Origin of the sequence: Bradyrhizobium sp. SZCCHNPS1003, assembly GCF_032381555.1 — a bacterium.
Lineage (GTDB): Bacteria > Pseudomonadota > Alphaproteobacteria > Rhizobiales > Xanthobacteraceae > Bradyrhizobium.
The window spans coordinates 1-26,824 of the sequence record NZ_JAUHIU010000031.1; the positions used below are offsets into that span (position 1 = coordinate 1).

The 26,824-nt window shown below is 65.0% G+C and carries 27 protein-coding genes and 1 pseudogene; 7 read left to right on the plus strand and 21 right to left on the minus strand.

From position 1 onward, the window contains the following. Window positions 1-585 precede the first annotated feature (585 nt). From QX126_RS31980 to QX126_RS31990, 3 genes are all read right to left on the minus strand, one after another. Window positions 586-1,266, minus strand: a complete 681-nt coding sequence (locus QX126_RS31980; RefSeq protein WP_315786406.1) for a DUF429 domain-containing protein — start codon at window positions 1,264-1,266, stop codon at window positions 586-588. A 201-nt stretch (window positions 1,267-1,467) separates the two neighbouring features. Beyond that, entirely contained in the window at window positions 1,468-3,177 is a 1,710-nt protein-coding gene (locus QX126_RS31985; RefSeq protein ID WP_315786409.1) for an AIPR family protein, read from the minus strand. Window positions 3,178-3,437: 260 nt separating this feature from the next. Further along, entirely contained in the window at window positions 3,438-5,093 is a 1,656-nt protein-coding gene (locus tag QX126_RS31990; protein WP_315786412.1) for a fumarate hydratase, read from the minus strand. Between the two features lie 235 nt (window positions 5,094-5,328). On the opposite strand from QX126_RS31990, the gene QX126_RS31995 reads away from it, so the two are divergent. From QX126_RS31995 to QX126_RS32010, 4 genes are all read left to right on the plus strand, one after another. Next, the gene (locus QX126_RS31995; RefSeq protein WP_315786415.1) at window positions 5,329-6,006 is read left to right on the plus strand and encodes an alpha/beta hydrolase; all 678 of its coding nucleotides are present in this window, start codon (window positions 5,329-5,331) and stop codon (window positions 6,004-6,006) included. A gap of 160 nt (window positions 6,007-6,166) precedes the next feature. Next, on the plus strand, window positions 6,167-6,439 hold the full coding sequence (locus tag QX126_RS32000; protein ID WP_315739121.1) for a Kazal-type serine protease inhibitor domain-containing protein: 273 nt from the start codon (window positions 6,167-6,169) through the stop codon (window positions 6,437-6,439). 139 nt (window positions 6,440-6,578) lie between these two features. Further along, the gene (locus QX126_RS32005) at window positions 6,579-7,058 is read left to right on the plus strand and encodes a hypothetical protein (RefSeq protein ID WP_315786418.1); all 480 of its coding nucleotides are present in this window, start codon (window positions 6,579-6,581) and stop codon (window positions 7,056-7,058) included. A gap of 162 nt (window positions 7,059-7,220) precedes the next feature. Next, window positions 7,221-7,445 (plus strand): hypothetical protein, encoded by a 225-nt coding sequence (locus tag QX126_RS32010; RefSeq protein ID WP_315738755.1) that lies wholly within the window; start codon window positions 7,221-7,223, stop codon window positions 7,443-7,445. A gap of 42 nt (window positions 7,446-7,487) precedes the next feature. Here the strand turns inward: QX126_RS32010 and QX126_RS32015 are convergent, their stop codons facing one another. The 12 genes and pseudogenes from QX126_RS32015 to flgB form a co-directional block, all read right to left on the minus strand. After that, window positions 7,488-7,928, minus strand: a complete 441-nt coding sequence (locus tag QX126_RS32015; RefSeq protein ID WP_315786419.1) for an SRPBCC domain-containing protein — start codon at window positions 7,926-7,928, stop codon at window positions 7,488-7,490. Beyond that, entirely contained in the window at window positions 7,928-8,254 is a 327-nt protein-coding gene (locus QX126_RS32020) for a metalloregulator ArsR/SmtB family transcription factor (protein ID WP_315756586.1), read from the minus strand. The genes QX126_RS32015 and QX126_RS32020 overlap by 1 nt, the downstream gene beginning before the upstream one ends. A gap of 59 nt (window positions 8,255-8,313) precedes the next feature. Continuing rightward, window positions 8,314-9,018 carry a glutathione S-transferase gene (locus QX126_RS32025; RefSeq protein WP_315778484.1) on the minus strand — a complete coding sequence of 235 codons (705 nt, stop codon included), beginning with the start codon at window positions 9,016-9,018 and terminating at the stop codon, window positions 8,314-8,316. 60 nt (window positions 9,019-9,078) lie between these two features. Then, window positions 9,079-9,181: pseudogene (locus QX126_RS32030) on the minus strand (lectin); the annotation flags it as partial. A 56-nt stretch (window positions 9,182-9,237) separates the two neighbouring features. Further along, entirely contained in the window at window positions 9,238-10,209 is a 972-nt protein-coding gene (locus QX126_RS32035) for a Tim44 domain-containing protein (RefSeq protein ID WP_315786421.1), read from the minus strand. A gap of 167 nt (window positions 10,210-10,376) precedes the next feature. Continuing rightward, on the minus strand, window positions 10,377-12,944 hold the full coding sequence (cckA, locus tag QX126_RS32040) for a cell cycle histidine kinase CckA (RefSeq protein WP_315786422.1): 2,568 nt from the start codon (window positions 12,942-12,944) through the stop codon (window positions 10,377-10,379). Window positions 12,945-13,099: 155 nt separating this feature from the next. Then, window positions 13,100-14,179 carry a flagellar biosynthesis protein FlhB gene (flhB, locus tag QX126_RS32045; RefSeq protein ID WP_315738759.1) on the minus strand — a complete coding sequence of 360 codons (1,080 nt, stop codon included), beginning with the start codon at window positions 14,177-14,179 and terminating at the stop codon, window positions 13,100-13,102. 12 nt (window positions 14,180-14,191) lie between these two features. After that, window positions 14,192-14,959 carry a flagellar biosynthetic protein FliR gene (gene fliR / locus QX126_RS32050; RefSeq protein ID WP_315738760.1) on the minus strand — a complete coding sequence of 256 codons (768 nt, stop codon included), beginning with the start codon at window positions 14,957-14,959 and terminating at the stop codon, window positions 14,192-14,194. A gap of 203 nt (window positions 14,960-15,162) precedes the next feature. Then, window positions 15,163-15,426, minus strand: a complete 264-nt coding sequence (fliQ, locus tag QX126_RS32055) for a flagellar biosynthesis protein FliQ (protein ID WP_008965881.1) — start codon at window positions 15,424-15,426, stop codon at window positions 15,163-15,165. A gap of 107 nt (window positions 15,427-15,533) precedes the next feature. After that, the gene (gene fliE, locus QX126_RS32060) at window positions 15,534-15,890 is read right to left on the minus strand and encodes a flagellar hook-basal body complex protein FliE (protein ID WP_315738761.1); all 357 of its coding nucleotides are present in this window, start codon (window positions 15,888-15,890) and stop codon (window positions 15,534-15,536) included. A gap of 16 nt (window positions 15,891-15,906) precedes the next feature. Beyond that, a complete protein-coding gene (gene flgC, locus QX126_RS32065; RefSeq protein WP_315716023.1) occupies window positions 15,907-16,332 on the minus strand; it encodes a flagellar basal body rod protein FlgC in 426 nt (141 codons plus the stop codon). A 29-nt stretch (window positions 16,333-16,361) separates the two neighbouring features. After that, window positions 16,362-16,769, minus strand: a complete 408-nt coding sequence (gene flgB, locus QX126_RS32070; protein WP_315756551.1) for a flagellar basal body rod protein FlgB — start codon at window positions 16,767-16,769, stop codon at window positions 16,362-16,364. Between the two features lie 356 nt (window positions 16,770-17,125). Here flgB and QX126_RS32075 point away from each other — a divergent pair, with 356 nt between their 5' ends. Next, window positions 17,126-18,190: a flagellar biosynthetic protein FliO gene (locus QX126_RS32075; RefSeq protein ID WP_315786424.1), complete on the plus strand. Its 1,065-nt coding sequence runs from the start codon at window positions 17,126-17,128 to the stop codon at window positions 18,188-18,190. Next, entirely contained in the window at window positions 18,187-18,939 is a 753-nt protein-coding gene (fliP, locus tag QX126_RS32080; RefSeq protein ID WP_315738765.1) for a flagellar type III secretion system pore protein FliP, read from the plus strand. The genes QX126_RS32075 and fliP overlap by 4 nt, the downstream gene beginning before the upstream one ends. 64 nt (window positions 18,940-19,003) lie before the next feature. Here fliP and QX126_RS32085 read toward each other — a convergent pair whose 3' ends face one another. Next, entirely contained in the window at window positions 19,004-19,666 is a 663-nt protein-coding gene (locus QX126_RS32085) for a cation transporter (RefSeq protein ID WP_315786440.1), read from the minus strand. Window positions 19,667-19,732: 66 nt separating this feature from the next. Between QX126_RS32085 and QX126_RS32090 the strand changes: the two genes are divergently transcribed. Beyond that, on the plus strand, window positions 19,733-20,140 hold the full coding sequence (locus QX126_RS32090; RefSeq protein ID WP_315786425.1) for a helix-turn-helix domain-containing protein: 408 nt from the start codon (window positions 19,733-19,735) through the stop codon (window positions 20,138-20,140). A gap of 86 nt (window positions 20,141-20,226) precedes the next feature. On the opposite strand, the gene QX126_RS32095 is transcribed toward QX126_RS32090, so the two are convergent. The 5 genes from QX126_RS32095 to fliM all read right to left on the minus strand — a co-directional run bounded on the left by QX126_RS32095 (window position 20,227) and on the right by fliM (window position 26,810). Then, a complete protein-coding gene (locus tag QX126_RS32095; RefSeq protein WP_315786427.1) occupies window positions 20,227-20,463 on the minus strand; it encodes a hypothetical protein in 237 nt (78 codons plus the stop codon). Window positions 20,464-20,502: 39 nt separating this feature from the next. Further along, window positions 20,503-24,261 carry a tetratricopeptide repeat protein gene (locus QX126_RS32100; RefSeq protein WP_315786429.1) on the minus strand — a complete coding sequence of 1,253 codons (3,759 nt, stop codon included), beginning with the start codon at window positions 24,259-24,261 and terminating at the stop codon, window positions 20,503-20,505. Between the two features lie 103 nt (window positions 24,262-24,364). Then, window positions 24,365-25,135, minus strand: coding sequence for a flagellar protein FlbB (locus QX126_RS32105; protein WP_315716017.1), 771 nt, complete (start codon window positions 25,133-25,135; stop codon window positions 24,365-24,367). Continuing rightward, window positions 25,132-25,611, minus strand: a complete 480-nt coding sequence (locus QX126_RS32110) for a DUF6468 domain-containing protein (RefSeq protein WP_315716016.1) — start codon at window positions 25,609-25,611, stop codon at window positions 25,132-25,134. The genes QX126_RS32105 and QX126_RS32110 overlap by 4 nt, the downstream gene beginning before the upstream one ends. Beyond that, window positions 25,608-26,810 (minus strand): flagellar motor switch protein FliM, encoded by a 1,203-nt coding sequence (fliM, locus tag QX126_RS32115; protein WP_315738772.1) that lies wholly within the window; start codon window positions 26,808-26,810, stop codon window positions 25,608-25,610. Before fliM ends, QX126_RS32110 begins: the two co-directional genes overlap by 4 nt. Window positions 26,811-26,824: the final 14 nt, after the last annotated feature.

A 26,824-nucleotide genomic window follows, 5' to 3' on the forward strand; every position in this document is an offset into this window, starting at 1 on the left:
ATTTGCCGGAAGGGACTTTCACCCTCTCAAGAACCGCGCCTTTCCACGGCGCACCTTATACGCAGTCTCCCTGGTGCACCGGCTTGTTGGCCACCATGATCCGCGCGGCGCGTTAGCGCCGTCGCGAACGTAACACCGGCAACGGGGTGTCAGGACGCTGCGACTTCACGTCCGCGACACATCGTTCGTCCGCGCGCCCGTAGACACGCTGCGACATGATCGCGGCCACCGCTCCCCGCCCCGCGTGTCGTGACGATCGCGCGCTACGCCCCTCGGCTTGGGACGGGATGGCGGGAGGAAAACATGATTTCGAAAAAATAGCAAGAGATTTATTTTTATCAGAATCACCCGCAAGCCTTGGCCCGGTGCGCTGGGGTGGCGCTCGCGCCAATTGCCCGAGGATCGTCATGCCCCGCGAAGGCAGGACATCCAGTACCCCGAGACGGCGTTGGTCAGCCGAGGTGCCAGTGTATACTGGATCGCCCGCGGACGGTGACGGCGGTGTGAAGGACTGGCCCCGAATTCGCCCCCCTGCCCCTTCAGGCAGAGGTTAGCTCGTCTCGATGGCCCAAGGGCAACGCCACATCAAAACCAGACCTGCATCGCCACGCCATGTGCATCCCGCGGCGCCTCGCCCTCCGGCACGCAGCCGGCGCAGTCGCGGGCAGCGAGCGCGACGGCGCAGGCGTCGAGGAGGTCGTCGGGCTTGGCGCCGGTGCCGAGACGGGCGCGGGTGACCCAGTCGTCGATCTCGACGAAGCCAGCCGCAACTAACAGGTCGCGCCGCAGCTTAGCGCCCTGCTCCGTCTTCTTCGACGGCAGCGGCGCACCGTTGAGGCGCAGGAACACCAGCTCCGGATGGGCCTCGCGGATGTCGCAGTCGCGATGCGCGCGCACGAAGGCGTCGACCTCCATGATCTTGCGGCCGAGGTGCCAGAGCTGGCGCGAGGCGCGTGTCTGGCCGCGCCGCGACGCCTCCGCATTGGCCTCGTCCGGATCGGTGAAGTCCTCCCACAGCCAGCGCCGCGCCCCGGTGAAGACGCGCGAGCGATGCCGCGCGAGTTTGTCGCGCGCGAGCCTGTCGCAGGCGCGCTCGCCGTCGTCGGTCATGCCGATGGGGATGTCGATGGCGGCGCGGGCGAAGGGGGAAGCGAGCGCGGTGGAGATATCGGCCGGGAAGCTGATCGTGCGGTGCTCGCCGTCGATCGAGACGGCGACCCAGCCGCGCGAGAAGCCATCGAGGCCGAGGATGCACCGGCTGCACATGCAACTGATCCCTGCGGCCCTCGTTTGAGCCCAGATCTTCGGAAGTTCGAGTTAATCTCTCAGCGCGATGGCGTGGCGCTCACCTCGCCCTTGCGGAAACGCGACGAGCGGCCCTGCATAAAAACCGCATGGTTCATGCGCCATCGCATTCATAGCAGCCCCTTCGGGCAGGCAGCCGTCAAAGCTCGGATCTTTCGCTACCTATGATTCCTTTTTGAATTTTTTGAGTAACTTTATGATCGAATCCGTTGTGGATATTGTTCTCACGTTGTCGCGCGAAAGATCGCCTCCCGACACCTTATCAATAACTCCTTTGGCTTTCTGAATAAGTGCATTGGCTTTTACATCATCAGACAACGTGGCAATCATTGTCACGCATCTCTTCTCCATTTCCTTTGAGTTCATATGCGGCAACGGGAGCGGGTCCATCAACAATCGCATGGCGAGTAGCATGTGATAACGCGCCGACTTATACACCCTGAGTGGCTTGGTTCGCAGTTGGACTTCAAGTCTGTACGCCGCCAAGGCGGCCAGAAAATAGGGATCGCGTTTGTCGGCTTCAAGGAAAAACTCCTTGCCGACTCGAAGCCTAAGGGCCTTGTAGCTTTTTGCAGCAACATGCGGCTCCTCCAATATCATTGCGGCGAATACCTTGATTAGATTTTGCGGTGAAACAATCCTGCCTTTTTCTCCTACCGCCACCCGATCGTACTGACCATCGCGCCGTTCGTAATGAAGGCGAACAGGTTCTGGGTATGATTCGAAGTGCTTCTCAAGCCTCTTCGCAAATTCAGTACGCGCATAGATTTGCTCTGGCGTTAGTTCAGTCTGCTGATTTGTCCCAGTAACGACCGAATCAAATACATTGTCATCGTTCGTCCAGATCAAACGAAGAGGGACCTGAATGGCAGAGTCCTTTATTTTATCCCTATGATCGAAGAGCACATTGCTAGTTTGGCATCCATTGACGATCTGAAAATTTTCAATAGTAAGCGTATCGCCAACCTGCTTGAATCCTCTGGCAATAATCGTGACCCCGTTGTTCATCAAAACAAACCGAGCTTTCTTTTCGGAGAGGACCGTGTCGCGAATCCCGGAATTGACCTCGTTGTAGTCCTGCCAGTCGCGGACATTGTCGTAGAAAATCCCCCCAACAATTCCGTCATGGGCGTCATCGCTAATGATCTCGACGAAATCCTTCGCTGGCAGGTACCCCAAGTAGGCAAGGTGGACACCAGAAATACTCGGGATTTTAACCTTCTGATCCCAAGTGAAGGTTCGAACGACGGCGTTCTTTGCCGACGTATGAAGCCGCATGATGTCGTCGGCGCCGTAAGTGGTAAAGCTAACATCGAACATCTCTGGTGCCGCCAGCTTTGCTGTTTCGATATTTCTACGAGCCACCAAATCTGCTGCGTCTGTCCATTTTCCCGTCGTGACGTAATAGATATGACAGTTTGGCAACCGCCTGAAACTTGGTGCACGCGCATAGATGGCAGCCTTAATTTCTGCTGCCTCCTGCACATCGTCATTGCGGGTCATTTGAGGAACATCGCGGAAGAAATCTTCGACGCCGTTTCCGATGGTTCCAATCTTTGCGCCATCGAACGAGCTGGAGCGCTCGGCCTGAACAAAGATGAATGTCGCCTCAATGTATCCATTCTGTTCAAGCATCTCTTGGACTTGATCAACGTCAGTCATTAGAGCGCCATTCACAATAATGGCGATAGCGTCCAAGCCGGTGTCTCCGCCTTTTCCTACTACAATATCTTTCAAATTCAGCGCCCGGCTGAAATGTCGCCGGATTGTGAGATACGAAGTCAGGTATTCAAATCGATCCTCTTCCGGCAAGGCTTCGATTCCGTTGTCCTTTGAAAATTCAGCAAGAATGGCTCCAACGATCTTATTCATTAATTTCCCTCGTCGACACCGGCGCCTCGATCGCCGCTCTCATAGTACTACAGGAATCGTTATACCTTTAGTTGTACGTGTAATCAAAGTGATGAAATCTCCCCGCAAGGGGAAGGAAACGCACTGCCTGGGATGCGCGAGTTCGAATCCAACGCCCGGATCTTATTGGAGTCACGCAGGTCGTCCGATTCCCTGCCCTGCATACACCAACGGCCGGGATCGCTCCCGGCCGCCGCAACAAACATCACGCCCGCCTGACCTCAGCCGAGGTTCAGCTCCTTGAAGAAGTCGTTGCCCTTGTCGTCGATGATGATGAAGGCGGGGAAGTCCACCACCTCGATGCGCCAGATGGCTTCCATGCCGAGCTCGGGATATTCGACGACCTCGACCTTCTTGATGCAGTGCTCGGCGAGGTTGGCCGCGGCGCCGCCGATCGAGCCGAGATAGAAGCCGCCGTGCTTCTTGCAGGCCTCGCGCACGGCCGGCGCGCGGTTGCCCTTGGCGACCATCACCATCGAGCCGCCGGCCGCCTGGAACTGGTCAACGAAGGAATCCATGCGGCCTGCGGTGGTCGGGCCGAACGCGCCGGAGGCGTAGCCGTCCGGAGTCTTGGCCGGACCGGCGTAATACACCGGATGGTTCTTGAAGTAGTCCGGCAGCGGCTCGCCACGGTCGAGGCGCTCGCGCAGCTTGGCATGGGCGGCATCGCGCGCCACGATCATGGTGCCGGTCAGGGACAACCGCGTCTTGATCGGGTTCTTCGACAGAGTGGCGAGGATGTCCTTCATCGGCTGGTTGAGGTCGATCTTGACGACCTCGCCGCCGAGCGCCTGCTCGACCTCCGGCAAATACTGCGCCGGATGATGCTCGAGCTCCTCGAGATAGACGCCGTCCTTGGTGATCTTGCCGAGCACCTGGCGGTCGGCCGAGCAGGACACGCCGAGACCGATCGGCAAGCTCGCGCCGTGACGCGGCATGCGGATGACGCGGACGTCGTGGCAGAAATACTTGCCGCCGAACTGCGCGCCGACGCCGAGCGACTGCGTCATCTTGTGGATTTCCTGCTCCATCTCGAGATCGCGGAAGGCGTTGCCGTCCGGGGAGCCCTGCGTCGGCAGCGCGTCGAGATAACGGGCGGAGGCGAGCTTCACCGTCTTCATGCACAATTCAGCCGAGGTGCCGCCGATCACGATGGCGAGGTGATAGGGCGGGCATGCCGCGGTGCCGAGCGTCAGGATCTTCTCCTTCAGGAACGCCAGCAGCCGGTCCTTGGTCAGCACCGAGGGCGTCGCCTGGAACAGGAAACTCTTGTTGGCCGAGCCGCCGCCCTTGGCCATGAACATGAACTTGTAGGCGTCCTCGCCCTCGGCGTAGATCTCGGTCTGCGCCGGCATGTTGTTGGCGGTGTTCTTCTCTTCATACATCGACAGCGGCGCGACCTGCGAGTAGCGCAGGTTCCGGCGCAAGTATGCGTCGCGCGCGCCTTGGCTCAGCGCGGCCTCGTCGTCACCGTCGGTGATGACGTTGCAGCCCTTCTTGCCCATGATGATCGCGGTGCCAGTATCCTGGCACATCGGCAGCACGCCGCCGGCGGAGATGTTGGCATTCTTCAGGAAGTCGAGCGCGACGAACTTGTCGTTCGGGCTGGCCTCCGGATCCTCCAGGATGCTGCGCAGCTGCTTCAGATGGCCGGGGCGCAGGAAATGGTTGATCTCGCCGAACGCGGCCTCGGACAGCGTCCGCAACGCGTCGCGCGACACCACCAGCATGTCGCGGCCCAAGACATTCTCGACCCGCACGCCCTCGGCCGTGATCTTCTTGTAGGGCGTGGTGTCCGGCCCGAGCGGAAACAGCGGCGTGTGCTTGTAGGGCGGGACGGGCTTGGACTGGTCGGGGAAAGCGGTGGGCGCGTTCATGGAAGACTCGTGGGTTGAAGGGCCGGAAAACGCCTGTCCGAGGCACCCGGCGATAGAGCCGTTCTAAGCCCTTTTTGGGGAAAAGAAAGCGGCCGGACTGCGGATGGCGCCCATGCGGCTGGTCCGCAGCGGGGGGTGGTCCAGCGAGCCCAGGCGGGGGGCTTGACAAGGCTGATAGCCTGCAAGGCGAGAGCTGATCGAGACACGCTTCGACATCACATCGCGGAGGATCACCATGGCGACTTTTGTCCTCATTCCCGGCGGCTGGCGCGGCGGCTGCTGGTATGCCCCGCTCGCGGCGCGTCTCTGCCAGGCCGGTCATGCAGCCCATGCGATCACCCTGAGCGGGCTCGAGGAGACGCCTGCCCCGGGCGCGCACATCAACCTCGAGACGCATATCGCTGACGTGCTGGAGTTGTTGGCGGTCAAAGATCTCTCAGGTGTCATTCTCTGCGCGCACAGCTATGGCGGCATGGTGGCCTCGGGAGTCGCGGATCGCGCGCCGGAGCGGCTTGCCGCGCTGATCTACCTGGATGCGTTCGCGCCGGACGATGGTCAGGCCTGGTGGGACCTTGCCGGGGACGACTATCGACGGCTGGTGATCGCGCAGGCCGGACATGACGGGCTCACGGTGCTGCCGCGCGACGGTGTCGATCCCCGGTGCCGGCCGCATCCGCTCGGCACTTTCGTGCAGCGGCTTCGTCTGACGCGCCCTCATCCCGAGCTGCCGCGCGTCTTCGTCTACGCGACCGGATGGAGCGCGACACCGTTTACGGCGCAGTACGAGCGTCTGCGCAGTGATCCCGCCTGGACCGTGCGCACCGTCGCCTGCGCCCACGACGTGGTGAACTTGGCGCCTGATGAAACGTTCGAGGTGCTGATCGAGACAGCCCGGCAGATCGCCTCGGCGTAAAGCCGCCGCGGTTCGACGCCGTCACGAGCGAACGGCGAAATGAATTGAACCAGGGCAGCACCCTGCTAAACCTAAAGCTGTTGATCCATCCATTTGCGCCTGAGGTATCATGAAAAAGGGTCTGTTCTTTGCAATCACTTTCGCCCTAAGCCTCGCGACCATGCTCCCCGGCAGCGCCGGTGCGGTCGGTCCAGGTTATTTGTGCGGCGGCCTTAACGGCAACACCTGCAATTTCGGCCTGTTCTGCGACCTCCCGGTCGACCATTGTGGCCAGGGGTTCGTCCTAAGGGGCGTTTGCCGGGTGAAGCCGCGGGCCTGCCCTCGCATCTACAGGCCGGTCTGCGGCTGCAATTACCAAACCTATAATAGCGACTGTCAACGCCTGGCCGCCGGCGTAGAGCTGATGCGTCAGGGCCGCTGCTTATTCCAATAGACCGATCGCGCCGCTTTCGCCGACATCTGACTGCGTCTCCCGACTCGTGTCACACGCACGATGATCTTGTGCGGAGGCGGAGCATCGGCGCTTGCGTGATCTCCTCGCGCCGGGTTCAATGGCGCGGGGAGAATTCGAAATGCGTTCGTATCATTGCTCATTCGGCCGGGCGGCCCTGTTTGCCATCGTGTTTGCTCTGGGCGCGGCTCTGCTGCCGCAGCCCGCGCGCGCCGATCGCTGCGACGACATCGCCAAGGAATTGAGGAACGGCATCGACGGCGTCCGGATCGGACAGACCGCGGCGGGCACGGTCTATCTCGCCCACCCCAAAGCGCGCGAGTTCACGCTCGGCTGCTCGTCTAAGAACTTCAGCAATCAATTGTTCGGAAAAACCGACCGCAAGCCGCCGCCGGCCTTCATCGACCTGATGGCGAGCGCGGCGGCGATCGTGTTCACCTTGCCGAAGGACGACATGCAGCGCGGCGTCACACGCTGTTACCGCCGGCTCGGGATCTTCCGCGGCGACGACGTCGCCAGCCGCTACCGCCGGCTCGACATGCGCTGTGCCCGGACCAAGACCGAGTCCTCGATCACGATCAGCCGCAGCAAGGACCAATAGGCCGGGGTGACGCGACAGCCCTGTCGTTTCTGCGCCGGCGGCAGCGACCCGTTCACTATTCGCCGCGCCACCGACAGTTGCAGACAATTCGAGCGATCTGGTTGACGAAGTTTTCGTCAGGGATGGCCACGCTCATCGCAACACCAAGCGAGGAGCTGGACCATGTCCGTTTCGAGCGTTTCGTCGTCATCGCCGCCGCCCTCACCGCCGCCGGTCTCGACCGAGACGACCAAGCCGCAGACCCAAGACACGCAGACCCGGAATCAGACGCAGCAGAGCCAGGCCTTCAAGCCCGACAAGACCGGCGACGAAGCGGCCGCTGAAAAGCAGGCCTCCCGTCCGCCGCTGCCGCCCGGCCAGGGCACGCGCGTCGACATTCTCGCCTGACGATCCCACACCCTCAGGCCAACTTCGTATAGCGGCGGCGCCTCAGGCATCCGCCGCTATACGTGTGATGGCATCGCCGATCCGACTCCACCCCTGTCCCATGATGTCGAACTGAAACTTGTTGCCCGGGAAGACGAAGCCGTCATGGACCATCCGCAGATGCGTGCCGCCCTCGACCGGCGTCAACGTCCAGGTCACGACGCTGTCGAGCCGTAAGCCGTAGGCCGGGTTGGAGTCCGAACCGCCCTTCCAGGAATAGCTGAGCAGATGCGGCGGCTCACAGGCGAGCACCTCGCAGTGAACGACGCCATCCCAGTCGCCCACCGGCTTGGTGCGGAAGGTGAAGCGATGCCCGGTGGCCGCGACGAAGTCGTTCGGCATCAACCATTTCGCGATCAGGTCGCTCGTGGTCAGCGTGCGCCAGATCTTGCCGGGCGAATGGGGCAGATGCTTCTCCACCACGATCGCATGCGTCTCACCCATCACTCGGTCTCCTTCAACAGTGCCTCGAGGCCGGCAATACGCTCATGCCAGAATGCGCGGTAATGACCGAGCCAGTCGACCAGCGGCGCCAGCCCCTTTGGCGCGACGCTATAATAGTTGTGGCGGCCGTCGCGCCGTTCGCTGACCAGCCCGGCGTCGCGCAGCGCCTTGAGATGCTGTGAGATCGCCGGCTGCGACACGCGCGAGCCCTGCACCAGGCCGGTGGCCGCCACCTCCCCCTCTCGCGCGATGCGCTCGAACACGGCCCGCCGCGTCGGGTCGGCAAGCGTCTTCATGACGGATGTCAGCTGGGCTTCGACGATCATGCCAGATGTATAAGCCAATGCTTATACATCGTCAAGCGCGGCGCCGCAGGGCTTCGCCTTCACGCATCCAGCGCCTTGTAGTGGCGGAAGATGCCGTCCTCGTTGAAGGCGATGCGGCGCTCGCTGGCGAGATAGGCTGAGATGTTCGGTCTGCTGGCGACGCGGTCATGCAGCGCGACGAGGCTCGGGATGTTGCGCTCGAACGCCATCATGCGCTTCGGAAACGCGTAGCGCAGGCCGGCGACGATCTGGAACAGCGACAGGTCGACATAAGTGAGCCTGCGCCCGGTGACGTAGGCGCCACCGCTTTTCGACAGGAGCTGCTCGAAATAGCCGAGGAATTTCGGCACCCGCTCGCCCCAGAATTCGGCGGTGCGCTTCCTGGCCGGCGCGCGCTGGTCCTCGTAGTACAGCGTCGGCCCGAGCGGATGATGCGTGTCGTGGATCTCGACGACGAAGTCGGTCACGGTGAGCTGCAATTGATGCACCCAGAGCTGGCCGGCTTCGGCCTTGGGCGCAAGGCCATGGCGGCTGCCGAGAAACAGCAGGATGTTGGCGGTCTGGCCGATGACGCGGCGGCCCGCTCTCAGGAACGGTGGCGCGAAGGGCGGCGTGTCGCTGTCCGCCTCCATCATCGCCGTCATCGCACCGATGCCGTCCTCGCGCGCGACGTCGCGATAAGCGGCGCCCGCCTCCTCCAGCGCGAGACGCACATATTCGCCGCGGCCCTGGATCATGGGCCAGTAGTAGAGCTCGTAACGCATCGGCCATCCTCGCAGTGATGCGCCCACACGTTCGGCTCGGACGACGCAACGGACGCGGTGTTAGTTCGCCGCGAAGCAGTATAGCAGCCCGTCACCGCCCGTGCTCTTCAGATCGGCCTGGGAACAGCCGCCATCGGGCCCGCGAGAGATGGGAATTGTTCCACAAGCAAAGGCGCCGCGGATTGCTCCGCGGCGCCTGATGAGGGTCTCAAGTCAGGCTCAGCTGACCTGCTGGATTCCCGATAGCTGCCAATCGGCGCCGGCGTGGCGCAGGAAGGTCCAGATCTCGGTGACCTCCTGCGGCTGGTCGGAGCCGTCGACCACCCGGCCCGAGGCGCGCTCGATGGTCTTGTCGGCCAAGGTGAAGCGCATCGCGACCGTGGCGTAGTCCGCGCCATTCTCGCGCCAGGCTTCGGCGAGGTCACCCTGCAGCAGCTTCACGGCGCTGACCTTGTTGACCACGCCGCGGGCCTGGTTCTGCTCGAGATCGCGCTCGAAATACGAGGCCATCTCCGGCGTCGACAGCAGCCGCAGGCGGCCGACATCCTCGTTCGACCAGGCGGACTGGATCTCGCCGAGCAGCCGCTCGAACGCCTCGTAGTCGGCCGGCAGGATCTGCAGCGGCGGCGTGTTGCTGCCACCGCCGAAGCCACCGAAACCACCAAGGCCGCTCAGGCCCGAGCGGAGGCTCGGCTGGCCGTCGGTGGGCGACGGCGCCGGGCCGGCGGCATAGGCCGGCTGGTTGCGGCGCTGCCACCAGGCCATCGCCATGCGCACCAGGAACACCACCAGCAGGACCTGGAGGATCAGACCGATGATCGAGGCGAAGCCGCCGAGGCCGGAGAAGAGCCCGCCGCCGAACAGCATGCCGAACAGGCCGGCACCGAGGAAGCCGGCAGCGAGACCGCCGAGCAGGCCACCCGCGCGGCCGCCGAACAGCCCGCCACGCGACGGCGCAGCCGTGTTGAAGCCGCCGGGCTGGCCCGGCTGGGTGATGGTGCGGTTGAACTGCGACGCCGATCCCGGCGCGGTCGAGGTGGGAGGTGGCGCGGAGAAGGTGCGCGTGCCGCGGGAGCCCGAGCTGGAGCCGCCGCCGATCCGGGCGTCGGCCGCCGAGACGGCGAGCACCGTCGGCAGCGCCAGTGAAAGGGCCACGGCCATCGCCTTGAGGAGGCCGCTTTTGCGCTGCATGAAGCTCATCTGTGTTTCCCATAACTCCCCGGAATGGGGATGCCTGTAAGATGGGCACAACCGGCGAAAAGGGAAGGCGGCACGAGGCCGCGCGGCTGCGGCGCTGGGTCGCGGGATGAAGGCGCTCGGCCGCCTTGCCAAGGAACTTCCCAAGGAACTGCGGTAACCTATTGCGGCGCCATGGTTTCCTTGACCGCCGCCACGAGCTGGCTGAGCGTGAAGGGCTTCGGCAGGAACGCGAACTGCTGGTTCTCCGGCAGGCTCTTCTCGAACGCATCCTCGGCATAGCCCGAGACGAAGATGATCTTGATCTCCGGATTGCGCTCGCGCATCGCTTTAAGCAGCGTCGGCCCGTCCATCTCCGGCATCACCACGTCGGACACCACGAGATCGAGCACGCCATCGCACTCCTCCAGCGCCTCCATCGCCTCGACGCCATTCGACGCCTCGATGACGCTATAGCCGCGCGAGCGCAGGCCGCGCGCGTTCAGCGCCCGCAGGCCCTCCTCGTCCTCGACCAGCAGGATGGTGCCCTGCCCGGTCAGGTCGGCGCGCGGCTTCGACGCTTCCGCTGCGGCCGGCTCCTTGGCGGCGCCGTTGACCGCGTGCGGCTCGGTCTGGACCTCCGGAACGACGATGTGCCGCGGCAGGAAGATCTGGAACGAGGTCCCCTTGCCGACCTCGCTGTCGACATAGATGAAGCCGCCGGTCTGCTTGATGATGCCGTAAACGGTCGACAGGCCGAGGCCGGTGCCCTTGCCAACCTCCTTGGTCGAGAAGAACGGCTCGAAGATCTTTTCGCGGATCTCGGCCGGAATGCCGGTGCCGGTGTCGCTGATGTCGATGCGGACGTAGTCGGCGACCGGCATGCCCTTGTAGGCCGCCTGCGCGACCTCGTCGGCCGAGACGTTGGCGGTGCGGACCGAGAGCTTGCCGCCGTCGGGCATCGCATCGCGGGCGTTGACCGCGAGGTTGACGACCACCTGCTCGAACTGCGAGACGTCGACCTTGACCGGCCACAGGTCGCGGCCGTGCACGAGGTCGAGCTTGACCTTCTCGCCGATCAGCCGGCGCAGCAGCATGGTGAGGTCCGACAGCGCATCGCCGAGATCGAGCACCTGCGGCCGCAAGGTCTGGCGGCGCGAGAACGCCAGCAGCTGCCGCACCAGCGTGGCGGCGCGGGTGGCGTTCTGCTTGATCTGCATGATGTCCTGGAACGACGGGTCGGTCGGCTTGTGCGCGTTCAGCAGGAAGTCGTTGGCCATCATGATGGCCGAGAGCACGTTGTTGAAGTCGTGGGCGATGCCGCCGGCGAGCTGGCCGACCATCTCCATCTTCTGCGACTGGTTGATCTGGTTCTCCAGCGCGCGGCGCTCGGTGGTCTCGAGCAGATAGACGATCGCGGCTTCCGTCTCGCGCTCGTCCTCGTCGACGGCGGTGACGAAGAACTGGCCGAAGCGCTCCTTCGCGCCCTCCAGCATCACCTCGACCGGCGGAATGTCCGCCTGCCCTTCCGAGGCCTGGTTGATCGCGGCGATCAGGAGATGCCGGTCGCGCTGGCTGACGGTGCGGAAGATCGATTTCGCCGCAGCCACGTCGCCGCTGACGCTCTGCGCCAGCTTGGCATAGCGCGCATTGGCCCTGACGACGGCGCCGCCGCGGTCGACGGTCGCGATCGCCATCGGCGTGTGGTCGAAGAAGCGCATGAAGCGCACCTCGGCGGCGCGCTCCGGATCGGAGCGCTCGTCGCGGGCGCGGCTGATGACCAGGGTGCGCGACGACCCGGGCTTGCCATCGGCGCCGAAGGCGAGCTTGTGGTAGAGCCGCGCCGGCATGGTCTTGCCGCCGCGCATCTTCAGGTCGATGTCGAACACCTCGGTGCGGACCTCGCCGGGCACCGCCACGATCGAACTCAGCAAGGACGCGCCGTCGCCGGAGACGACGTCGGCGAGCTTCAGCCCGCCCGAGCCGATCTCGGCGAGATCGTAGTCGAGCCAGTTGGCGAGCGTGGCATTGACGTAGACGAGGCTGCCTTCCGGATTGACCGAGAAGAAGCCGCACGGCGCGTGGTCGAGATATTCGATCGCATGCTGCAGCTCCTGGAACACGTCCTCCTGGCGCTCGCGATCCCTGGTGATGTCGGCGATCGACCACACCGCGTAGCGGGCATGGCGCTTGGTCTGGCCGAGCGGGCGCACGCGCATCCGCAGCCAGCGCCCCTGCGCGCCTTCGGCCGCAGTGATGCGTACCTCCTCCTGCTGCCGCTTGCCCTCGCGCGCCGCCTTGAGCAGGCGGAACACCGCTTCGGAGACGTCGGGATTGCCGATGAAGACACGCTCGACGGGACGCGCTTCCTGCGCGGTCGCCGCTCCCGTCATGTTGAGATAGGCGGCGTTGGCGTAGACGACATGGCCGCGCGGATCGGTCACCGCGAGGCCATCGAAGGCGTGATCGGCGATCGCGCCCATCACCGGATCGTCGGTCGCCTTGTCGGCGAAGCGGACGATGCCGGCGGCGAACGCGAACAGATTGAACAGGCCGACGGTGGCGAGCAGCGACAGCAGCCCGAGAATGTAGGGCTGTGCCTGGGCGCGGCCGATCGTCATCAACGCGATCGCGACCGCGACGAGACCGAACGCCACCAGCAGGATCAGCAGAATGCTGCCGCTGCGGCGCGGCCGCTCCGGCAGGCCCACCTGATCCTGTAACCCATCGTTGTCGGAATCGGCGCTCATGGCTCGGGGACGCGACCTGTCGGCTGGGAGCCCCAGCCCGTTCGCGCGGCTCCCCCTTCCACCTGCCTGAATCGACGGGTCAAGCGCAAGCCCGTCAAGCCGATATTCCATGATTTATCCGTATTTTGCGGTCCGTCCGTGGACCGAATCGGTTGTCATCGCGGGCGCCCCGAGAGGTTGCGCCGCAGCCCCATCACGTAGCCGATGATCTCAGCGACGGCGTGATAATGTTCCACCGGGATCTCCTCGTCGATCTCGACCGTGGCGTAGAGCGCGCGCGCCAGCGGCACGTTCTCGACGATCGGGATGTCGTGCGCCTTGGCGACCTCCCGGATCTTGAAGGCGATGTTGTCGACGCCCTTGGCGACGCAGACCGGGGCCGACATGCCGCGCTCGTAAGACAGCGCGACCGAGTAGTGGGTCGGGTTGGTGATGATCACGGAGGCCTTTGGAACCGCAGCCATCATGCGCTTCTTCATGCGCTGCTGCCGGATCTGCCGGATGCGTCCCTTGACGTGCGGGTCGCCTTCCGACTGCTTGAACTCCTCCTTCATCTCCTGCACCGACATCTTCTGCCGCTCGTACCATTGCCGATACTGGAACAGGTAGTCGCCGATCGCGACCAGGGCGAGCAGCGCGACCACCGAGCCCATCAGATGCGTGGTCAGCGACATCGTGACGCCGAGCAGCTCGCTGACGTCCATGTGCAGCAGCGATTCGAGGCGCAGCCGCTCCGGCCACAGGATCATGACCATGACCGTGCCGAGCAGCACGAGCTTGAAGAGACCCTTGGCGAAGTTGGCCGCGGCCTGCTTGCCGAACAGGCGTTTGGCGCCGGCCAAGGGCGAGATCTTGCTCAGGCTCGGCTTCATCGGCTCGCCCGACCAGACCAGGCGATGCTGCATCATGTTGCCGGCGATCGCCGCCAGCATCACCATCAGGATCGGCACGCCGATCGCCGCGATCACGGCGAACGACAGGCTGCGCGCCAGCGCCAGCAGGCCGGCGCCGTCGGTGTGGATCATCCAGGAATTGGCGATCAGGTTGCGCATCGGCACCAGCACCGCGGTGCCGATCGAGCCCGAGAAGGTCGACATCACCAAGGTCGCGGAGGCGATTACGAACCAGGTGTTGAGCTCCTGACTCTTGACGACGTCGCCGCGCTCGAGCGCCTGGTCCAGCCGCTTTTGCGTCGGGTCTTCTGTTTTGTCTTCGGAATCGGCCTCATCGGACATCGATCGGCCCCCTCACCGCGGCATCATCTCGTGCATGACGCCTTCGAAATAGCCGAGAAACGTTCCCATCATCGCGGTCAGGACCAGCGCGAAGATCAGGAAGCCGATCAGGATCGAGAGCGGCGCACCGACGAAATAGACCTGCATCTGCGGCATCAACCGCGCCAGCACGCCGAGCCCGATGTTGAAGACCAGTCCGAACACCAGGAACGGCGCCGACAATTGCAGGCCGATCTTGAACGCCGTGGCAAAGGCCTTGGTCGCCAGCGAGGCGACGTCGCCGCTCGGGATCAATTCGCCCGGCGCGAAGATCTTGTAGCTGTCGCTGAGCGCCGCGATCACCAGGTGATGGCTGTCGGTCGAGAACAGCAGGGTCACGCCGAGCATGGTGAGGAAGTTGCCGATCAGGACGCCCTGCTGGCCCTGCGTCGGATCGACCGCGGTGACGAAACCGAGCCCCATCTGCTGCGCGATCACGGAGCCCGCGACCTGCAGCGCCGACAGCGTCACCCGCGCCGTTGCGCCGAGCACGATGCCGATCACGATCTCGTGCACCATCATCACCAAGAGCGGCGACAACGCCTGCAGGTCGACCTGATAGGCCTGACGGTGCAGCGGCAGCACGATCATCGTGAGCAGCAGCGCGGTCGCGAGCTTGATGCGGACGGGGATGTTGACCTCGCCGAGGCCCGGCAGCAGCATCACCATCGCACCGACGCGCGCGAAGGCCAGCATGAACACGGCGGCCAGCGCCGGAAGGAAGGAAATATCGATGCGCATCGTCCGCCGTCACGGCCCTTTCGACCGCATGCTGGTGCGGCACGACGGTCTTTGAAGAGACAGCCTGCGACGAGACAGCTTGCGAAGAGTTCGCCCGAAAGGCCGCCAGCTCACGGCCGAAAGCAGCAGCGCCCCCCGCACTGCTGCTCGCGACCGCTCGCAGCGCCCTCACGCAGGCTAGCCCTGCTGCCCCGGACATTGCCTCATCCGCCGATGATTCGCGACGAGATCCGCATCATGTGCGAATGCAGCGCATCGGCCATGAACGGCAGAGCCAGCAGCAGCGTCACGAAGATCGCAATGATCTTCGGCACGAACACCAGAGTCTGCTCCTGAATCTGCGTCAGCGCCTGAAACAGGGAGACGACCACGCCGACGACGAGGCCGACCACCATCAGCGGCGAGGAGACCAGCACGATGGTCCAGATCGCATCGCGCGCCACATCGAGCGTTTCAGCTCCCGTCATGTCCTGTCGTTCCTCACTATCGATCGGTTCCGGTTCGGCAACCGCCTCATCGCGCATCGCGCGCAGTCGCGGCAGACGGCAAATCCCTGATTCGTTACGAGCTGCGCCTAGATCGTCATCTTCATCACGTCTTCATAGGCCTGGATCACGCGGTCGCGCACCGACACCAGCGTCGATACCGCGACATCGGTTTCGGCGACCGCCGTGACGACATCCATGACGTTCGCCTTGCCCGCGGCCATCGCGACCGCCTGACTGTCCGACTTGCGTCCGGCCTCCATCACGCTGCCGATCGCATCCTTCAGCACCGCGCTGAAGGACGGACCACCCTTGTCGGCGCCGTTGCCGCTGCCTAGCACGTCGCGCACGCGCCCGAGGCTGCCGAAGGCACCGCTCGAGCCGCCGGCGTCGAGCACGCGGGCGGAATTCGCATAGGCATTAGCTGCGGAGATTGGGGAGGCCATGACTTTCGTTCCTGTCCTAGGTCTTCAGAATGTCGAGTGTGCGTTGGATCATGCGGCGCGTGGCGCCGATGATGTTCAAATTCGCCTCGTAGGACCGCTGTGCATCGCGCATGTCGGTCATCTCGATGAGCGGATTGACGTTGGGGTACTTGACATTGCCGGACGCGTCCGCGGCCGGGTTACTGGGGTCGTATTTGACGCGGAACGACGATTGATCGGGCACCACCTTGCCGAGTGCCACCACCTTGGCGTCGAGCGCACGGTCGAGCGCCGAGGTGAATGTCGGGACCTTGCGGCGATACGGATCGCCACCCGCTTTGGCGGCGGTCGAATCGGCATTGGCGATGTTCTCGGAAATGACGCGCATACGCCCCGCCTGCGCACGCAGGCCGGAGGTCGCAATGCTCATCGAGCGCAGAAAATCGCTGGAGTCGTTTGCCATGCTTGTCGGTCTCCGTCCTCAACTCCGGCTCAGGCCTTGCCGATCGCCGTCTTCAACAGATGCAGGCTCTTGCCGTACAACGAGGTTGCCGCGGCATAGTCCATCTGGTTGGCGGAGACCTTCAGCATCTCCTCTTCGAGGCTCACCGCGTTGCCGGCGGGCCTCGTCTGAAATCCGGCCTTGCGGTTCTGGTCGAAGCTCGCGCTCTCGCCCGACGACGGTGCGATGTGCGCGGTGCTGGTCCGGGTCAGCGACAGCGGCGCAAAGCCGCCGACCGCCTGGCCGGTTGAGTCGAACTTCGGCTCAACCAGATCCTTCGGCTTGAAGTTGGGCGTATCCGAATTGGACACGTTCTCCGACAGCACGCGCTGGCGCTCCTGGTGCCATTGCATCTTGGTCCGCAACGCCGACAACACGGGGAGATCGTTGATGGACATGGCGCTGCTCGGTTATGTCCGGCTACCGGACGGTTTGGGTAGGTAGAAATTGCCGTGCATATGGTTAACAAGGAGTTAAGAAACGGTGCGATGCCCACCGGGACATTCCCGGGGTTTTGACGATTTCTTAGGAAAGTGCCGGGGTCCCAGCCGACCGATGCATCATTACGGGACGGCGCGGCTCGCCAAGAAGTCGTTTTGGCCCGGCCGATTCATGGGTTATTAAGAGGCTAAGCGGCAGTTCCTGCCGTCATGCGTTAACAGGTTGGTTCCGGTTCTGAAGCTCCGTTCGCTGCCGGCGATGCGTTGGACAGACGAGAGACTTCGAAAGGACGCGGTATTTGCCGGGGACAGAGATGCAGGCACTGACGTTCTTTTTTGCATTCGTGGCGGTGCTGGCGCTGATCGGCCTCGCCGCGTGGCTGGTCCGTCGATTCGCGGGCAATCGTCTCGGCACCAACCCGAATCGCGGCCGCATGCCCCGGCTTGCCGTGATCGATGCCGCCGCCGTCGATGGCCGCCGCCGTCTCGTGCTCGTGCGCCGTGACAACATAGAGCATCTTTTGATGATCGGCGGGCCGACCGACATCGTGGTCGAATCCAACATCGTGCGCGCCATGCCGGCGCGCGAGCAATTGCCGCAGCGGCCGGGCATCAATGAAGAACGGCCGGCGGCGCGCATCGCGCCGCTGCCGGATGCGCCGTCCTGGGCCGACAACGAGCCGAAGACCGAGGCCGCCGAGCATGCCGAACCGCAGATGCCGGAGCCGCCGCAGCGCCCGATGCGGCCGTCGTTCATCGATGAGGTTCGCCGCACGGGGCCGGCTGCTGCTGAGCGGCGTGAGCCGGCACCGGCGTTCCCGCCGGAATCACCGCTCCCTCCGCGCCGTCCCGATCCCCGCCAGGACCTCCGGGCGGACGTCCGTGGAGAGCCGCGCGGCGGCGACGAAGCCCGCCTGGAGCCGCGCCCCGAGCGGGCGCCCCGCGGTGAACCGGTGATGCCGCGCCCGCTGCGCCCCGCCGAGCCGCAACGGCCGGCAGAGGCGCCGCGCCCCTCCGAGGGGCCCCGGCTGCCGCCGGTGCGGAGCGCTGAACGCGCAGCCGAGCGCGTCGAACGCGTGGCGGCGCCGCCGCTGCCGCCGATTGCGCAGATGCCACCGCCACCGCCCCCGCCGCCGGTTGCGCCGCCGCCCGCAGCGGCCGATCAGAGCGCCGAAGCCAATCTGGCCGAGATGGCGCAACGGCTCGAGGCCGCGCTGCGGCGTCCATCGGCCGATCCGTCGGCTGCTCCAGCCTCGGGTCCCCGGGCGGCCGCACGCAGCGAGCCGGCTCCGGCGCAAGCCGCGCCGGTCAAGACCAGCTTCGAGAATCTGGAGGACGAGATGGCCTCGCTGCTCGGACGTCCGAAGTCGTCTCAGTGAGATCGCTGCTTCCCCCGCGTAGAGTTGTCTTCATCGCTGTTCTGACTGCCGCCGGTTTACTGGCGGGACGTGCTGCTGCGCAGGACATCAGCATCAATCTCGGCGCCGGCGGTGGCGGCGTCACCGAACGCGCGGTCCAACTGATCGCGCTGCTCACGGTGCTGTCGATCGCGCCGTCGATCCTGATCATGATGACGTCGTTCACGCGCATCGTGGTCGTGCTGTCGCTGCTACGCACGGCGATGGGCACTGCGACCGCCCCGCCCAACTCGGTCATCATCGCGCTCGCGATGTTCCTGACCGCGTTCGTGATGGGGCCGGTGTTGCAGAAATCCTATGAGGACGGCATCCGGCCGCTGGTCGAGAACCAGATCGGCGTCGAGGACGCGCTGCAGCGCGCCTCGGTGCCGCTGCGCGGCTTCATGCAGAAGAACGTGCGTGAGAAGGACCTAAAGCTGTTCATGGACCTCTCGGGCGAGCCGCCGCCGGCGACGCCCGACGACCTGTCGCTGCGCATCCTGGTGCCGGCCTTCATGATCTCCGAGCTCAAGCGCGCCTTCGAGATCGGTTTCCTGCTGTTCCTGCCGTTCCTGATCATCGACCTCGTGGTCGCCTCGGTCTTGATGTCGATGGGCATGATGATGCTGCCGCCGGTCGTGGTGTCGCTGCCGTTCAAGCTGATCTTCTTCGTGCTGGTCGACGGCTGGTCGCTGGTCGCCGGCAGCCTGGTGCAGAGCTACGGCGGGTAGGTTTCACCTGTCATGATGAGCGAGAGGCAGTAGGTTCGTGTCTCCCATTGACGCGTACCCTCGATCAGTTCGCCCGGATTGGGCTTGCGACGGGGCGCGATGTGGAGGAGCCGCGCAACTCGACGCGAGCTCGCTGTATGATGTGCCAGCCACCGCTCAAACCAAGCGCGGCCATGATCGCCGCCACAATGAGATCCGGCCACGCCGTGCCGGTGCCGAACACACCGGCTGCGGCCGCGAGTACGGCGAGGTTGCCGAGCGCATCGTTCCGGGAGCAGATCCAGACCGACCTCATATTCGCGTCGCCGACACGGAACCGGTAGAGCATGACGGCCACGCCTGCATTGGCGACAAGAGCGAGCATGCCGACGACCCCCATCGTCCTCGCCTCCGGGAGGGTGCCTGCAATTGCGTGCCAGACAGTGGAGGCAAGGACAAGGACGCCAAGCAGGACGAGCGACCAGCCCTTCAGAAGGGCGGCGCGTGCTCGCCAGGTCAACGCGAGTCCCGCCACTCCGAGGCTGATCGCATAGTTGGCCGTATCACCGAGGAAGTCGATTGCGTCCGCCTGCAGCGAGGCCGACCCGGCCGCCACGCCTGCTGCGATCTCGGCCAAAAACATGGCTCCGTTGATGGCCAACGCAATCCAGAGCGCACGACGCCAGCGGGGGCTGTCCAGTTCCCTCGGAGGGGAAGATGAACAGCAGTCATCATGACAACCAGCCATATCGTCGCCTCTTACAAGATGATGCGACGTCATATATGGACCCTGTAGCCACTACAGGGTCAAGCCATGTCACGACTGACCATCGGAGACCTCGCGAAGCGGACCGGCACCAAGGTCGAAACGATCCGGTATTATGAGCGGATCGGTCTGCTACCGGTTCCGGCGAGAACCGAGGGCAACTACCGAGCCTATGACAACGACCAACTGGGGCGACTGAGCTTCATTCGGCGTGCCCGCGATTTGGGCTTCTCCATCGAGCAGGTCCGTGACCTGCTGGACCTTGCCGATCAGCGAGACCGCTCATGCGAAGCGGTCGACGTCATCGCGGGCCAACACCTCGCAGAGATCGAACGCAAGATCGCGGACCTCGTGGCGCTGCGTGACGAGCTTGCCGATGTCATAGGGCGCTGCAAGCACGGCACCGTTGCCGACTGCCGCATCATCGAAGCGCTTGCGCCGCACGGTTCTGACTGAACGAGCGCGACAATTGCCGATCTGCTGGCTTCGCAAAGCAGTCTCGAACTTTCGTCTTGGCGCGCTTCGGACGGATTCAGAATCGCTCACCCCGCGACGTCGTACTGCTTGCTCAGCTCGTCGCCGATCTTCACCAGCATCGACACGCTCTCCGGATAGCCGGTGCGCGTCGCCGTGCCGGGATCGGCCTTGGCGCAGAGCTCCCATTTGGTGCCCCAGCGGAGCACCGAGATCGCCATGCCGTCGCGACAACCGACCCGCGCCTTCAGCTCCGCCTTGGCCATCGCGATGAGCTCGGCTTCGGTCTTGGTCGGCTTCGTCATGTCGCCAGGTCCTCCGGCTCCACGCCTTGACGCACGACGTCATCGACCCGCGATCGCCTGCTTGACGCCCTGGATGCGCGGCAAGGCGCCGGTCGCCTCCGACGGGGCCTTCGCAGCATCCTTGGCGCCGTCCGGTCCTTTGCCGGTAGCATCCGGGAAGCGCGCCCGCATGTCGCGCAGGAAGCCGTCGAGCGTATCGACGCTCGACGCCATCTTCGCGATCTGGGCAAACTCGGCGCTGGAGCCGCTCGCCGGCTTGCTGGCGACGTCGAATGCGATCTTGTCGGCCTCGCCGGTCATCAGCGGCGCATATTTCTCGCGGAAGCGGGCGAGGCCGATGGCGTCGTCGGCGAGCGCATAGCCGACCACGGCGCGCAGGATGTCGCCGCGCTCCGCCGGATTAAGCGGGCGGAAATCGCGCCAGCGATCGCCGTAATAGAGCTCGATCTGCTCGGACGCCTCGCGCCAGCGCCGCGACGCCCAGTAGATGTCGGAGCGCAGCCGGATCGCCTCGCGGCCGCTGATGTTGCTGATGATGTCCAGTCCGAGGTCGTAACGCCCGATGTCGCTGTTGGCGCGGGCTTCCAGCAGCAGCCGCTGCTGGCGCAGCTCGCCCGCGAGATCGGCGATGCGCGTGGTGCGCAGCGCCTCGATGCCGCGTTCAGGCTTGCGGTTGGTGAGATAGACCATGGCGAGACGCGCGGCGACCTGGGCGCGCGCCGCGCCTTCGAGGCGGTGGTCGACCTGGTATTGCAGAAGCTCGGCGGCCTGATCGAGCAGATCGATGCCGACCAAGCGGTCGGCGAGCTTGCGGATCATCTCGTCGCCGCGGCGGCCGATCGGCGTCAGCTCGCGAAACCCGTAGAAGATGCTGAGCGCATCGACCGGTGGCAGCTCGTCGGCCTTGCCGTTCAAGAACAACTGCGAGAACAGGCGGGAGGCTGCATCCTGGGCCTGCCGCGCCAAATCGGAGTTGGGCATCAGGCGGGTGGCCTGACGCGCGGCCTCGAGCGAGTCCGCATAGCGCCCCGCCTCCTCGTAGAGCTGCGCCATCATCTGCAACGTCTGCACCTCGATGGCGTCGCCGCGCCAGATCGCCTGCAAGGTCTCCAGCTCCTTCAGCGCGTCCGGCGGCTTGATCTCGCCGCGCTTCTGCAGAAGCTTGATCTCCAGCAGCTTGGCCTCCGCGGCCGCCAGGCGGTCGTCGGAATTGACGGCGAAGCGATAGTCGTCGAGCGCATCCTTCTCCTGCGCCATCGCCTCGGCGAGCCGGCCGCGCAGCACGGCGATGTCGGGCTTCATGTCCGCGGGCACGCCGATCACGTCGAGCTCGGCGCGCCGCTTTGCGGCGCCGGCGAAATCCTTGATCTCGAGCGCCGACTTCATCGCATCCGCGATCACGACGCGCTGCAGGTCGAGCGGCAGCGAGGCGATGGCGAACTCGACGTTCTTCAGCTTCTCGCGCGCGTCGGCAAACTTGCCCTGGCGGGCGAAGGCGAGGCCCTTCCACATCTGCGAATCGAAATTATTGCCGATCGACGGAGTGGCGAGATCCTTGAGTCCCTGGTCCGGCCGGCCCATCAGGATGCTCGCCACCGCGTGGATCATCAGCATAGCGGTCTCGTCGGTGCGCGGGTCGGCGTCGGAGATCATCAGATTGGTGACGCCGCGCGCTTCCGGATACATCGCTCGCGCCATGTAGAAGCGCGCCAGCGCCAGCCGCGTCTGCGCCCGCCGCTCCGGCTCGGCGTTCGCCGCGGCCTTGATCAGCAGATCCTCGCGCGGCACGAACGGCTGGGTCTGGTTCTGCTGCCATTCGTCGATGTCGAACAGCGGCCGTACGGCGGTCGGCGCCCGCTCCGGCGAGAAGCCGATCGACGACAGCGTCAGCCCGCCCGGCCGGCCCAGGATCACCTTGTCGGGCGCGATCTCGACGGCGACGTCATCCGAATTCGGACGCACCGCGATGCCGTGGATCGAATCGAGCAGCGACAGGTCGACGAAATCCTGGCGCTTGATGAAGCCGCGGATCGGCGGCGGCGCCGTCACGACCAGCAGCGTGTCGCCGGCATCCGGGTCGGTCAGCCGGTGCAGCATGCCGGCTCCGGGATTGGCGAGCGGCACCATGACATTGGCGAGCGCGGGATCGGTGACGTTGCGCATCACCATCAGCGGCTGCTGATTGGTCAGGCCCTTGTCGGCGAATGACAGGGTCCAGCTGCGCCCGCCATCGTCGCTGCCGAGCGAATGCATCTGCGGGCGGTTGAGACGGATCCGGATCGCCTGCCCCTTGTCGAGCGGCATCCTGTTGACCTCGCCGATGATCGCGCCGCCCTTGGCGCGGATGGGCTCGACGTCGACGGGCTTGGTCGAATCGAACACCATCCATACCGTGTCGCCGCGGCGGAACAGCGCCGCCGGCGTGACCTGGCCGAAGCCGAAGGTGAGCCGCAGGCCCTCACTGTCGCGCAGGGCCTCCAGGGTGGCGGCTCCATTAGCTGCCTTCTCGGCCGGCTTGGTTTCGGCGGCCTTGGTTTCGGCAGACTTGATCTCGGCAGACTTGGTCTCGATAGGCTTGGCGGCTTCGGCTTTGCCCGCCTCCGACTTCATCGCCTCGGACTTCGCTGGCTCGGATTTGGCTGCTTCGGATTTGACAGCTGCAGGCGCAGCAGCTTCAGGCTTGGGGGCCTCGGGCGCGGCTTCGGCCTTCGCGGCGGCCGGCGCGGCAGCAGCCGCTGCCGACGGCGCAGGCTCGGCTGCGAGCTCGGTGGCTGGCGCCGCGACCGCAGGCTTGGTCTCCGTCTTCATCTCCTTGGCGATGGTGTCGGAGGTCGGCGGCACGATCTCGGGCTGCGCAGCCTGCTTCGGCTTGTCGCCATTGGGTTTGCTGCCGTTGGGCTTCTCGGCCGCGGCCGCCTTGGCGCCCGGCAGCGTGTCCGAGGAGACTGCGGAGACCTTCTTGTCCGGCTGCTGATAGGCGACGTCGATGTTGTAGTTCTTCTCCTCGCGGAAGGCGCGAACGTCGACCTCGCCGACCAGGCCGAGCTCGACGACGGTCCTGCTGCCGTCGATGCGCTGGTTGATCGCGGCGACGTTCGGCGGCGCGACGAGCTTGGCGTCGGCGAGATCGAAGGACAGCGGCGCGGTGAAGAACAGCGACAGCTTCTGGTCGTTGAGCACCGAGGAGATGCCGACACCGTCGGGGATCTCGAATACGAAGCGCACGAAGGTCGGCTGCACCAGCGCGCGCACGCGGATCGGCGGCCGCTTCTTCGATTCCGCCTCGGCGCGCTGCAGCCGCAGCGCCCGTTCGGCGGCGCGCGCTCGCTCGGCGAGCTCGCGCACGACCTCGGCCGGCAGCGGCGGCGGCGGGCCGGTCCAGCTGTCGGGCAACAGATCGATGAAGACGCGTTCGCCCGCGGTCATGGTGTTGACGCGGACCTTGCGCGACAGCGACAACCGCAGCGCCGAGCCGTCGGGGTCGCCGCGGGCCGACGAGATGTAGTCGGGCGCCGCGTCCACCCAGCGGTCGATCGGAACGGCGGCGGCGCGATCGAACCTTATCAGCAGAATCGAGCCGGCGGTGGTGACGTCGGCGTTGATGTCCTCGGAGAATTTCAGCACCAGCCGCGCATAGCCGTCCTGAGCCGACAGGCTCGCCTCGCCCGGCACCGGCGCAGCGCCTGCCGCGACCGTGGACAGCACCAGGCCGATGACGATGGCCGACAGCAGCGCAAGGCCAGCTCGCGCCCGTGCGCGGGCCTTCGACCGCAATCCAATGGGAGTCGTGCGCGCCATGGTCACAAGCTTCCGGTTCGACATCCGCAACTTGACGGATACGCCTGCCCCGCCACGCCGGAAATCTAGGTGTCGGCGTTTAAGGGCGCATTAAACATGCGGCTCAATTGCTCTTCACGGGCACGATCTTGCCTTCGATCTTCGGCAGCTCGGCGCTGGTCTCGGGCCTGTCGGCGCCGGCCCGGCGCGCCAGCTCGACGGTGAGCCGTTCGGCCGCCTCCGGCGTCATCAGTCCGAGAATGTCGGACATCTTGCGTGGCGCGATCTGCGAGGCGATCTCGATCAGCACCGACATCTCGAGCCGGTCGAACACCTTGGCGGCATCCTTCGGCTTCATGCCCTCGTACATCGTGACGATGCTCTTGAAGCGGGCGTTGTCGGCCTCGGTCTTGGCGGCCTGCGCGCCGGAGATGCGGCCCTCGATCGCCTTCATCTCCTCCGTCTTGGATTGGATGCGCTGCTCGGCGGCGCGCAACAGGCTCTCGCGGATGTCGATCTCTCTCGCGCGCGCGTCGAGCTCCTGGCGACGCGACTGCAGCCGCTCGAGGATCGCCTTCTCCGCCGGCGACACCTGCTGCTGGTTCTCCTCGGGCTTGATCACCACGCCCTCGGGCTTGGTGTCCGGAGCGGCGGGCTTGGGCGCCTCCTCCTTCTTCTCCTTCGGTGCGCCGTGCGTGGAGCCGGTGACGATGTCATTGTCCTCGCGGCCCGGATAGCCCAGGTTCTCCTGGGCCCAGGACCGCTTGGTCGGGTGAGGGTCATAGTCGAAAACGTAGCCGCCATCGATCACGAGGCCGGCCACCTTCAGGACCGCAAGGCAGGCCACCGCGATCAGGACGACGGGAATGACGCGGATGTTACGAAACGCATTCATGCGGCAAGGCCACCAGTCCTTCGACGTTCGGAGAATGCCTGGGCCGCGGCGGCAACCGCCTTGGCACCGGAGACGCGCACCGGCTCGGTCGTGATCGCCGGCACCGGCGCAGGCGCCGGCTCGGGCGCGGCTTCAGGCGAGGTGATGGGTCGCGCGGCACTGGCGATGCGCGACAGCCGGCGCACCACGCCGTCGCTCTCGGCGAGCTGCTTGCGCAACTGGTCGGACATCTGCGTCGCGGCGGCGAGCTGATTGCCGAGATTGTCGTTGACGTCGCGCACGGCGAGCTTGAGGCCGCCAATCGCCCGCTCGGCGATCTCGGTCGCGGTGATCAGCTCCGCGATCACGGCTTTGAGCGAATGCTCATCCGCCTTCAGCCGCTTCAGCCTGGAATTCAGCAGCATGCAATAGCCGATGGTCAGCACCAGAAGGACCGCCACCAGGCTTTCGATGATCAATCCGAGGGAGTGGTTCATTGGGCCTCCATCAACTTGTTCTGGCCTTCGGAGCCTTCGAACATCGCAAGCGTCGTATTCGGCTTGCGCAAATTCTTGGTGACACGGATCGCGACGCGGTCGCCGACCCGGCCCATCCGCCCTTCCGTCAGCATGGTGCTGCCGCAGCGGACCGCGACCAGCGCATCGGGACGGATGTCGAGCGGCAGGGTGTCACCGACCTTCAGCTTCATGAGCTGCTTCAGCGGCACGTCGGCCTCGTAGAGCACGGCGTCGACGGCGATCTCGGCCTTGGTGATCTCGGTGGCGAAGTGGCCTTCCCAGACGGGATCGCGGCCGAACTTCTCACCCATGAACATCTGCAACAGCACCGGCCGGATCGGCTCGATCGTCGCATAGGGCAGCAGCAGCTCGATGTTGCCGCCACGGTCTTCCATGTCGATCCGCAGCTTCACCAGGATCGCGGCGTTGGCGGGCCGGCTGATCGCGGCGAAACGCGGATTGGTCTCGAGCCGGTCGATGGTGAAGCGCACCGGCGACAGCGGCCGGAACGCCTGCTCGGCATCGCTCAGCACCACCTCGATCAGGCGCTTGACCAGGTTGGTCTCGATCGTCGTGTAGGGGCGGCCCTCGACGCGGAGCTGGGTGTTGCCGCGGCGGCCGCCGAGCAGCACGTCGATGATCGAATAGATCAGGGTCGAGTCGACGGTGGCGAGCCCGAAATTCTCCCACTCCTCCGCCTTGAACACCGACAGCACGGCCGGCAGCGGGATCGAGTTCATGTAGTCGCCGAAGCGCACCGAGGTGATGCGGTCGAGCGAAACTTCGACGTTGTCGGAGGTGAAGTTGCGCAAGGAGGTCGTCATCAGCCGCACCAGACGGTCGAAGACGATTTCGAGCATCGGCAGACGCTCGTAGGAAACCATCGCCGAATCGATGATGGCGCGAATGCCGGAATGGTCGTCGAGGCTGACCTCGCCGGCGGTGAAGCCGAGGAGATTGTCGATCTCCTCCTGCGACAGCACCCGCTCGCCGCCGTTCTTGGTGGCGCCGAAATCGCGGCTGCCGTCCTCGACCATCGCGGCCCATTGCAGGGCCATCGATTCGGTGAGTTCATTAGCTGCTGCGGCTTCCGCGGCCTCTGTGGGATCCTCCGAGTCGAGCGAGGCTTCCCATTGCGCGGCTATCGCATCTTGGTCGACTTGATCGTTGCCCGCCATGATCGTTGAGCTTC

What these genes read in the sequence shown, in the direction of transcription:
- QX126_RS31995 (WP_315786415.1), top strand. Translation starts at nt 5,329, where the DNA reads ATGGCGACTTTTGTCCTCATTCCCGGCGGCTGGCGCGGCGGCTGCTGG.
- cckA (WP_315786422.1), bottom strand. Translation starts at nt 12,944, where the DNA reads ATGAGCGCCGATTCCGACAACGATGGGTTACAGGATCAGGTGGGCCTG.
- QX126_RS31980 (WP_315786406.1), bottom strand. Translation starts at nt 1,266, where the DNA reads ATGTGCAGCCGGTGCATCCTCGGCCTCGATGGCTTCTCGCGCGGCTGG.
- QX126_RS32020 (WP_315756586.1), bottom strand. Translation starts at nt 8,254, where the DNA reads ATGATCGTCGAAGCCCAGCTGACATCCGTCATGAAGACGCTTGCCGAC.
- flgC (WP_315716023.1), bottom strand. Translation starts at nt 16,332, where the DNA reads ATGGCAAACGACTCCAGCGATTTTCTGCGCTCGATGAGCATTGCGACC.
- QX126_RS32095 (WP_315786427.1), bottom strand. Translation starts at nt 20,463, where the DNA reads ATGACGAAGCCGACCAAGACCGAAGCCGAGCTCATCGCGATGGCCAAG.
- QX126_RS32010 (WP_315738755.1), top strand. Translation starts at nt 7,221, where the DNA reads ATGTCCGTTTCGAGCGTTTCGTCGTCATCGCCGCCGCCCTCACCGCCG.
- QX126_RS32005 (WP_315786418.1), top strand. Translation starts at nt 6,579, where the DNA reads ATGCGTTCGTATCATTGCTCATTCGGCCGGGCGGCCCTGTTTGCCATC.
- QX126_RS31985 (WP_315786409.1), bottom strand. Translation starts at nt 3,177, where the DNA reads ATGAATAAGATCGTTGGAGCCATTCTTGCTGAATTTTCAAAGGACAAC.
- QX126_RS31990 (WP_315786412.1), bottom strand. Translation starts at nt 5,093, where the DNA reads ATGAACGCGCCCACCGCTTTCCCCGACCAGTCCAAGCCCGTCCCGCCC.
- flgB (WP_315756551.1), bottom strand. Translation starts at nt 16,769, where the DNA reads ATGTCCATCAACGATCTCCCCGTGTTGTCGGCGTTGCGGACCAAGATG.
- flhB (WP_315738759.1), bottom strand. Translation starts at nt 14,179, where the DNA reads ATGTCCGATGAGGCCGATTCCGAAGACAAAACAGAAGACCCGACGCAA.
- QX126_RS32015 (WP_315786419.1), bottom strand. Translation starts at nt 7,928, where the DNA reads ATGGGTGAGACGCATGCGATCGTGGTGGAGAAGCATCTGCCCCATTCG.
- fliQ (WP_008965881.1), bottom strand. Translation starts at nt 15,426, where the DNA reads ATGACGGGAGCTGAAACGCTCGATGTGGCGCGCGATGCGATCTGGACC.
- fliR (WP_315738760.1), bottom strand. Translation starts at nt 14,959, where the DNA reads ATGCGCATCGATATTTCCTTCCTTCCGGCGCTGGCCGCCGTGTTCATG.
- QX126_RS32105 (WP_315716017.1), bottom strand. Translation starts at nt 25,135, where the DNA reads ATGAATGCGTTTCGTAACATCCGCGTCATTCCCGTCGTCCTGATCGCG.
- fliE (WP_315738761.1), bottom strand. Translation starts at nt 15,890, where the DNA reads ATGGCCTCCCCAATCTCCGCAGCTAATGCCTATGCGAATTCCGCCCGC.
- QX126_RS32025 (WP_315778484.1), bottom strand. Translation starts at nt 9,018, where the DNA reads ATGCGTTACGAGCTCTACTACTGGCCCATGATCCAGGGCCGCGGCGAA.
- QX126_RS32090 (WP_315786425.1), top strand. Translation starts at nt 19,733, where the DNA reads ATGTCACGACTGACCATCGGAGACCTCGCGAAGCGGACCGGCACCAAG.
- QX126_RS32075 (WP_315786424.1), top strand. Translation starts at nt 17,126, where the DNA reads ATGCAGGCACTGACGTTCTTTTTTGCATTCGTGGCGGTGCTGGCGCTG.
- QX126_RS32085 (WP_315786440.1), bottom strand. Translation starts at nt 19,666, where the DNA reads ATGGCTGGTTGTCATGATGACTGCTGTTCATCTTCCCCTCCGAGGGAA.
- QX126_RS32100 (WP_315786429.1), bottom strand. Translation starts at nt 24,261, where the DNA reads ATGGCGCGCACGACTCCCATTGGATTGCGGTCGAAGGCCCGCGCACGG.
- QX126_RS32035 (WP_315786421.1), bottom strand. Translation starts at nt 10,209, where the DNA reads ATGCAGCGCAAAAGCGGCCTCCTCAAGGCGATGGCCGTGGCCCTTTCA.
- fliM (WP_315738772.1), bottom strand. Translation starts at nt 26,810, where the DNA reads ATGGCGGGCAACGATCAAGTCGACCAAGATGCGATAGCCGCGCAATGG.
- QX126_RS32110 (WP_315716016.1), bottom strand. Translation starts at nt 25,611, where the DNA reads ATGAACCACTCCCTCGGATTGATCATCGAAAGCCTGGTGGCGGTCCTT.
- QX126_RS32000 (WP_315739121.1), top strand. Translation starts at nt 6,167, where the DNA reads ATGCTCCCCGGCAGCGCCGGTGCGGTCGGTCCAGGTTATTTGTGCGGC.